Genomic DNA, 8073 nt, shown 5'->3' on the forward strand with positions numbered 1-8073 from the left:
GGTTAAATTATAGTTTTCCACTATATCATCACCGATTATTTCACTTGCCACTTCGTTCATCCTGTATTTCTTTTTCTTTTTTAAATTTTCTTTCGAGAATACATAGTATGGGTCTAAAATCTCCAAGATCTTTTCGTTGAAATTCTCACCTTTTTTTATTGAGAACATAAATAGTCTTAATTTATCTTTGATAGAAAGTCTTTTCAGGAGTTCTTTTCGAAAACTTTTATACCCCTCGGCAGTTACACCTATTGCAGCAGTTAAAAAGAGCTTATTTACTCGTTCTGGATAAGTTGTCGCATAGAGTAATGCAAGCATAGAGCCCCAGGATTCCCCGAATAAGTTCATTTGATTTAGACCCAATTTTATTCGCAATAATTCCAGGTTTTCCACTTCCCCGGCCATTGAATATTGAGCGTTTTTTCCAGCTTCTGAATGACCGCAACCAGTCTGATCAAAAAAAATCAATTTAAAGCTTTTAGATAAGGGTAAAACATGAGGTAGAAAGAATTGATGTTGGCTTCCAGGTCCGCCATGGAGGAAAACGATAGCCTCTCCACTCCCGACAATATTGATATATACTTTTTTACCATTTATATTTACTTGATTAGTATCATCATCTAATTTTATTGTCATGTTTACCTCCCATTGCTTTAAATGGAGTTTCATAGCAGGATCTGCAATTTCCTTTAATAGCGAAAAGTGCTACGGCGTATACTCGATAACATTTGTACACTTTTACTTATTAGTTTATGTAATTTATGCAGGCTGGGCTAAGGTTCGATATAATAACGTTCAACTCAAATGTTTTTTACAATTGTATAGTGAACAATCCCATTTTCCATTAGTATTATTCAAGAGCGTTAATGAGGTATTATCGATATGAGTCGATTCGAACATTGCAGGGAGTAACTGTTGTAAGGTCAAACCGATTAACGCCCCATGACTTACTATCAATATTCGCTTGCCATTATATGTATGGACTATTTCTTCGAGGAATTCTATCCCTCTTTTCCCCACGTCCTCAAAACTTTCCATCCCAAGATCAATTTCGCGCCAATCGCTTCCCCATCTTTCCTGCCGCATCTCTTCTGTAGTACCTTCAATTTCCCCGCAATTTATCTCTCTGATCCTTTTATCATGCAGACTAACTGATAAGCTAATTTTACTCCCAATGATTTGTGCAGTTTCAATAGCTCTTGATAAGTCACTTGACATTAGTACATCCCATTTACCTTCATCTTTAAGTCTATTTCCGATATTAATAGCTTGCTTTCTGCCTAATTCATTTAAGGGAATGTCTGAAGTGCCTTGTGCTTTCCCCAAATCATTCCAATCGGTAACCCCATGTCTAATTAACCCAATAGTAGTCAATCCCAATATCACCCTTTACTCTTACTTACTTTGCAATCTTGCCACCAGTCTTCTAGGTAACGGATTACTTTTTTTGTTTCCTTTAAAATGGTTCAAGGTCGCTTTCCAAAATAGTTGGTCGGAGTCTGATTTTCTTCGATAGAATCATTCTCAACAACTCCTTAATCATCTTCCCAGCTTTGTTCGCCCGCTTCCCTTGAAGTCTACAATATGCAATAACATATTTATTAAGGTCGAATGAAATAAGCTAAGATTGGAAGTAAAATTATCACGAATATACTTTGGAAAAAGGAAAATATAATATCTTTCTTCCAAGTGTTTTTTTGGGGGTAACGATTCCCGATTCGTTGAAATAAAAGTAAAGCTATCCACCAAAACAGCAAAGCAAAAATAATTGAATTGAAACTACCGTAAAAATCAATGTACAATTTAACCCAGCCCCTTACACGATTTTCAACTAGATCGCCTTTTTATAAAATTGAGCGTTGATCTTTCTCGAAGAAAAGCGCCCGATTGAAGAACAAGCTAAAGACATCAACTATCCCCCAGTTTTTTATCTCCAATGTATTTCCATAAGTGGTATATCCCCCAAAACAGGATTGCATTTAAAACTAACAATATCGGGACCATAAAAGGATTCTCTGCAAAATAATTAGAACCAAATACAGAACCACTAATCAAAACGATTATGAACGGAAACAGAAGAATCCAATACCGTTTATCTTTAAAAGTTTGAAAACTAAACATACAATCACCCCTATTCAAATCAATGAACAATCCTAAAAATTGCTACCTTGTTTACCCAGCAAAATCGCTCTATTGTTGAAAGGACGCAATTACCAGAATTGCGCCCGAATGGGAATTCCCTAGCTATTTTCTTTAGATAGTTTATAGACGGAGAAAAAAAGAAATACCAAACCCAGAGTCAATAGAATTCCGCCCGTAATCATGTTCGATATAATAAATTTGGACTGAATAGCATAAAACTCTGTTGTATCCATGCTACCCCTAGAACTTAAATAAGCACTGGCTGAATTTGCTCCAAGATTAACGCTAAACTTTAATGTCGAAAAACCTTTCAACGTGATAACAATTGAAAGAATTAAAAAACCATATTTCTTAATAAATTGCATCCAATCCCCCATTCATTATTTAACAAAATGGTCCTTTTACTGAATTGATGCAAATCCTTTTGCAAGAATTGCGCCGTTAACGGTATAAGTTCTTGACCTTCTAATATGCTTCTCAACTCGCTAGTTTACTCCATCGTTATATAATATTGAACTTCCATCATCCTGATAAAAAACATATAACCATAGTTCAGAGACACCTTCTTTGGGTCTATCAAGTGAAAAAAAGGTCTCTAGCTCACTAACCAAGTCTTCCGGTCTTTCAATCTCCCCAACTGTTTTAATGTCAGCCCTCAAAGATTCGATTGATTTGGCATCACCCTGTAAATTTTAATGATCCCGACAGGATTACACCAATTATCTTCATCAGTACGATGCTGCAGTAATATGCATCCTTCGTTTTCTATAATTACTCCGCAACCAACTGTGAAGAGGGTTTCGTGACAAATCAGCTTTCTCATATCTTTAATGTAATTATACAATTCCTCCTGATATCTCACTCGATGCACGACCTAGCGGAATATGGTTTATTTAATCAAGACCATAAACAGTCTTGTAGTGGCAGTTAAGGGCTATACCCTTCTTGTTGATGTTCATTTATCGGCTCCCAGAGTAGATTTAGGCAACGCCCTTTTTACAAAACTTTTTCCATTATGGTTCAAGATGAGCTTCCCAAAATATATTCCCGCGTAAGTTGCAGCATCTTCTTTTGCATTTCTTCATCATTCTGTTCCCTGTCAATTAAATAGCCGAAATGATAAATGTAACCATTATGATAAGCGTAAAACTCATTTGCAGCAGTACCAACGATTGCGATCTTGTTATCTTCTTCATCATACCGGTAATACCTATACAGCAAGGCACTATTTGTTGTGAGGACTTGCTGATAGATTGGCAAGGTATCCGTCAGGCGTTCTTTCTTTAATTTATTTCCAACCAAATCCACTTCGTCCGAAAGGTCATGACCCTCCAGCGGATTTCGATCGCTTTCCGTTACTGAGATGATGAAAAACTGATCTATACTGTCATACTCGTTTTTGCCAAGATAACTAACTTGAACTTGGCTTATCTTTTTTCCTTCTTTGTTTTTCGAAGTGACGAAATAGACGTTCTCCTCTTTAACCTCAAAAGGCAACCTATTCCGATCGATTGGATTTATAACTTTTTTCATTTCATCAGGCAAGGAGGACGACTGTACTTCATTCAATGGAAACGGTTTATAGAATTTACTATTTTCCCTTTTTTTCAACTCATCGTATGGATGAAAGTACTCACTGAACGTTACACCATCGCCTTTTACTTTTTTCGGATTCGTTTGGTTGACAGAACAACCTACGAGGAGAGAACCGATGAAAATAATCGAATATAGCATCGTCAATGATTTTTTCAATAGTACGCCCCCTTTCAGATCACATGCCGATTGCGGTAATTCATTGTACTTCAATTAGATGATAAGCTCGTGTGTCTCTCCGATAATATACATACTCAACCCAATGACTGAAAGTGCAATTCCTATGTAAAATGGCCAAGGATTATCTTCTTTTTCTTTATCAAATGTATAAAGTGTCACGATGCAAAAAGTAAGAGTCATTACTGGGATAAAACCGTATTTTGGACCGAACGTAAAAGCAATTCCGCCTAAAACCAATCCTATCAGTCCATAAGGGTTTTGAGTTGGAACTTTGGCCAAGTGTTCTTTTTCTTTATCAGAAAGACCTTCATCTTTGTCTCCCCAAATATCGAACTCTTTTAGTCTGTTCAGGAATTCAATAAACTTTTTAAATGCCTTCATGAAATGCACCTATTCATTAGTATAATTTTCAGACAAAAATCTAGTAAATTCGGACTTTAATACTGTAATGCCTCATTGATTTCGGGATTCCTTTTAGATCAAAAAATCCATTATATAGTAAATGCCGAATCCTATATTCTAAAAAGAAAGGATTAACCCCTTCGTTTGTCCCAGATAGGACTTCCCCAATCACCATTCCAACCTTGATAAAGTCCATTTTCCCCTGCCGATGATGCATCTTTTCAATGGTGTTTATGATCAGTGAATCGAAGTGATTTTCTTGAACGCCCTTTATCCCATCCATCGCCCATATCCGAAGGACTTCTTTCGTTTGTGCCAAGAAAAGCCACTCTTCTTGAAGTTGCATCTGTTCCTTTTCAGATAAAGGCTGGGCCTTCCTTCCTTTTTCAAATAGGATTCCTAAATCTTTTGACTCGATATGGCCTGTATATGAAATTTTCCGACCCCCGACTTTTGGCAGTATGTATCTTTCATAAAGTTCGGTGGAGTTCATGAGAAAGATATCATTTGCTTTGTCGCGCAGCAAAAAGAGAAGAAAGCGCAGACCAATTTGTTCGTCGACATTATCGCCATACCAGATATAGATGGGGAACTGAACGGGTATATCGGCTATCTCCCGCACTGTATTGGCAAAGTTATTTTCATACTCAAAATCATCATATTCATAATTAATATGGTCATATATCCATTCATTGCGAAGCATTTGTCCTGCTTTTTCATGTAATTTACACAATGGCCCAATTGACAAAGAATCTGGAAAACCAATCACAACCTTAGGCCTTTCAAGCCCTACTCTTAGAGAACCCGCTGCAGATTCTGAGGTAACAATATGTACAGGTGCAACTTGTTCATCCTCCTCGATTAAGTTAGATGGAAAGGAATTCCGGTGTTTTTGAATGTATGTATTCACGGTTTCTACCATTCGGTTCAGATCGTTTTGATTCATCACATATCCTTTATCTTCAAGTGGATTGCTCTTTTCATGATGAAAAGTTTCAAAGGCATCTTCATGTTCTACTTCATATGTTTGCCATTCCTCATTTTCACTCATATCTGAAACAGTAACAAATTGTCGTGTTTTTATTTTATAAACCAAAACTGCATTATGTTCTATAAAAAAATAAACAAATGGATAATTGACTTTCGTTTTTATTACAGACAACCCCTTTTACTTTCAATAACGCTCCAGTTTGCCAGCGTGTTCATTCTTCTGATTTCTTCTATAAAAATAATGCCAAATAAAAAAACTTACCCAAGATAGTCCAGGAATTCCTGCAGGTATTACTCTTGGCAACTCAGTGAACAGGATAAGGAATATTTGTAAAATCACAGTTGGAATCATAATGATCAACCATATTCTAACTACCTTGTTTTTAAAACTTAGTTCAAATCGATCACTCATATGCCGCACCTCGTTATATGTAAGGTAAAATTCTTATTATCAGAAATGTGCTTGGAGAGGCTAAACGTTATATCACTTATTAATCACTCACAATAGCGGACAGCCCCGTTCCTCTCTCAAGCACCGACAAAATTATTTCGATAATGCTATTTTAATATGCGCTAAATGATGTTCTTCGTGCCAGGCTAATTTTGCAAGTTTAGCTGCAACTATGATTTCCCCGTTTTTCTCATGTGTAAAAACATTATCCAATTGGTCTTCGGTAATATTCTTTCCTAAAAACACGATGCGCTCATTGATACCTTCCAGCATTTTAATGGAACTTTCCACGGGAAGCTGTGTATCTGGTTGGATCGCCCACTTTTCTTCATCAAAAGCCGGTACTGTCGGATTTTCGTCCGACAATGCAAGTTTCAACCGTTGATACATGTTCAACTGTGAATCCGCAATATGATGAACAAGCTGGCGAACTGTCCAGGCGCCATCGCGGTATGTTCTGCTCAAATCTTCATCATGTAATGAGCCAACAACGTCCCTCAATCGAGTCGTATACACTTCGATGTTCTTTAACCATTCTTTAACATCCGCTAGCGTTACGTTTTCAGGAACTTGCAATTCCCCAATCGGATATTTTACGTCCATTTTCAAATCCCCTTTTCCCTACTTATTTTCGTATCGATTACACAATCCCTTTCAAACTATTATACCATAAATGCAATCTCCATTTTCAAACAATTCTTTTTAGTTGAAAATACATACACCCTCCTCATACTTAGGAGAGTGTATGCATTAGTTCAAACTCAATGATGCTTTATAGACAGTTTTCATATAATCCTCAAACGCTTCCACTTTTAATGGTCTGCTGAAATAATATCCTTGTCCAAGTATAGTACCGTCCTCGCAAAGTTCCTCAACATGCTCCTTCAATTCGACCCCTTCCGCAATGACATTTAGCCCAATCGAATTTGCCAAGTTAATGATCGCTTTCGCAATCTCTTTGCTTTCCTTATTCGTATGAATGTCCTTCACAAATGATTGATCAATTTTTAACGTATCAATCGGAAGGTCTTTAATATAACTTAGGGAACTATACCCTGTTCCAAAATCATCGACTGAAATACGAATGCCCAATTGTTGAATTTCCTTTAAAATGGACGCCATACGATTGACATTCACCAAGACAGTTTCAGTTATCTCCAATTCGAGCCTGCTTGGATCCAGTCCAGTTTCGTGTAAAATCGATATCACTTTACTTACAAAATTCGGATCCTCCAACTGACGGACCGATATATTTACGGATAAAAGCAGCGGTGAATGATTCCTGTCTTGCCAGGCATATGCTTGGATGCAACTTTCCTTGAGAATCCATTCTCCCAACGGAACGATCAGTCCCGTTTCTTCCGCTAGGGGGATGAATTTGGCCGGTGGAATGATCCCCAAATCCGGGTGTTCCCATCTGACCAAAGCTTCCATGCCAATCAATTCATTCGTAACCATATTCATTTTCGGTTGATATTCTAGGTAAAATTGTTGCTCTTTGATTGCCTGCCTCAATGCGCTTTCAAGTATTCGGCGCTCCAAAGATTGATATTCCATTTGCTGATTGAAAATCATAAAGTCATTTTTGCTGCATTTTTTCACATAATAAAGTGCTGTGTCCGCATTTTTGATAAGCTCCTCTGCCGATTCCCCATGAGCCGGATAGTGTGCCACCCCAATACTGCTACTGATTGAATACTCCTGATTAGAATTGCGAATGGTTTGCTGAAGCTGATGTAACAGCCCTTCGACAATTGTGATGACATCCTTTTCATCCTGTACATCTTTCAGCATGACGACAAATTCATCTCCGCCAAATCTGGCTGCGATGTCAGTTGGGCGAATAACTGACCGTATCCGCTTCGCCGTTTCTTTTAGCACCATGTCGCCAGCGTCATGTCCCCATTGATCATTAATTTGTTTGAAATTGTCCAAGTCAAGGAACAGAACGGAAAGCCTAGACGTAGATGAATTCCGGCCGATGATTTCATTACGGAGCTGATTGATGAACGATCGTCGGTTTGGAAGTTTAGTTAATGAATCATGGAATGCTAATTGATAAATAGCTTTTTCCGCATCTTTTCGTTCACTTATATCTCGCATCACAATCAAGAGTAATTCATCTTCTTCAAGTGAAAGCGCATGTTCGTGAATACTTACGATAGTAGCTTCCACGTCCATAAAGTGTCCCTCTTTGTGATAAAGTCGGAATTCCCTGTGCAATGTTTTTTTGATTGTTCTATCGGAATAGGTTTTTAACTCATCCCGAATGGCATTTTCATCATCTCGATGGATCGTTTCAAAAAAATTGCCAG

At 37.5% G+C, this 8073-nt stretch carries 8 protein-coding genes; all 8 read right to left on the reverse strand.

Annotation, left to right across the window (positions count from 1 at the left end; translation table 11 throughout):
• Positions 1-636 (reverse strand): alpha/beta fold hydrolase (locus AWV70_RS13385; RefSeq protein WP_235588665.1); only part of this gene is annotated, 636 nt, incomplete at its 3' end.
• Positions 637-795: 159 nt separating this feature from the next.
• On the reverse strand, positions 796-1374 hold the full coding sequence (locus AWV70_RS13390; protein ID WP_060208009.1) for a histidine phosphatase family protein: 579 nt from the start codon (positions 1372-1374) through the stop codon (positions 796-798).
• Between the two features lie 1788 nt (positions 1375-3162).
• Positions 3163-3894 carry a hypothetical protein gene (locus AWV70_RS13410; RefSeq protein WP_060208020.1) on the reverse strand — a complete coding sequence of 244 codons (732 nt, stop codon included), beginning with the start codon at positions 3892-3894 and terminating at the stop codon, positions 3163-3165.
• Between the two features lie 54 nt (positions 3895-3948).
• A complete protein-coding gene (locus AWV70_RS13415; protein WP_060208023.1) occupies positions 3949-4296 on the reverse strand; it encodes a hypothetical protein in 348 nt (115 codons plus the stop codon).
• A 40-nt stretch (positions 4297-4336) separates the two neighbouring features.
• Entirely contained in the window at positions 4337-5479 is a 1143-nt protein-coding gene (locus tag AWV70_RS13420) for a DUF1835 domain-containing protein (RefSeq protein WP_060208026.1), read from the reverse strand.
• A gap of 12 nt (positions 5480-5491) precedes the next feature.
• The gene (locus tag AWV70_RS13425; protein ID WP_060208028.1) at positions 5492-5719 is read right to left on the reverse strand and encodes a hypothetical protein; all 228 of its coding nucleotides are present in this window, start codon (positions 5717-5719) and stop codon (positions 5492-5494) included.
• Between the two features lie 132 nt (positions 5720-5851).
• Positions 5852-6361, reverse strand: coding sequence for a YfiT family bacillithiol transferase (locus AWV70_RS13430; RefSeq protein WP_060208031.1), 510 nt, complete (start codon positions 6359-6361; stop codon positions 5852-5854).
• Positions 6362-6508: 147 nt separating this feature from the next.
• The coding region (locus tag AWV70_RS13435) for a putative bifunctional diguanylate cyclase/phosphodiesterase (protein ID WP_060208034.1) at positions 6509-8073 on the reverse strand (1565 nt) is incomplete at its 5' end.

It is taken from the genome of Sporosarcina koreensis (genome assembly GCF_001531445.1).
Lineage (GTDB): Bacteria > Bacillota > Bacilli > Bacillales_A > Planococcaceae > Sporosarcina > Sporosarcina koreensis_C.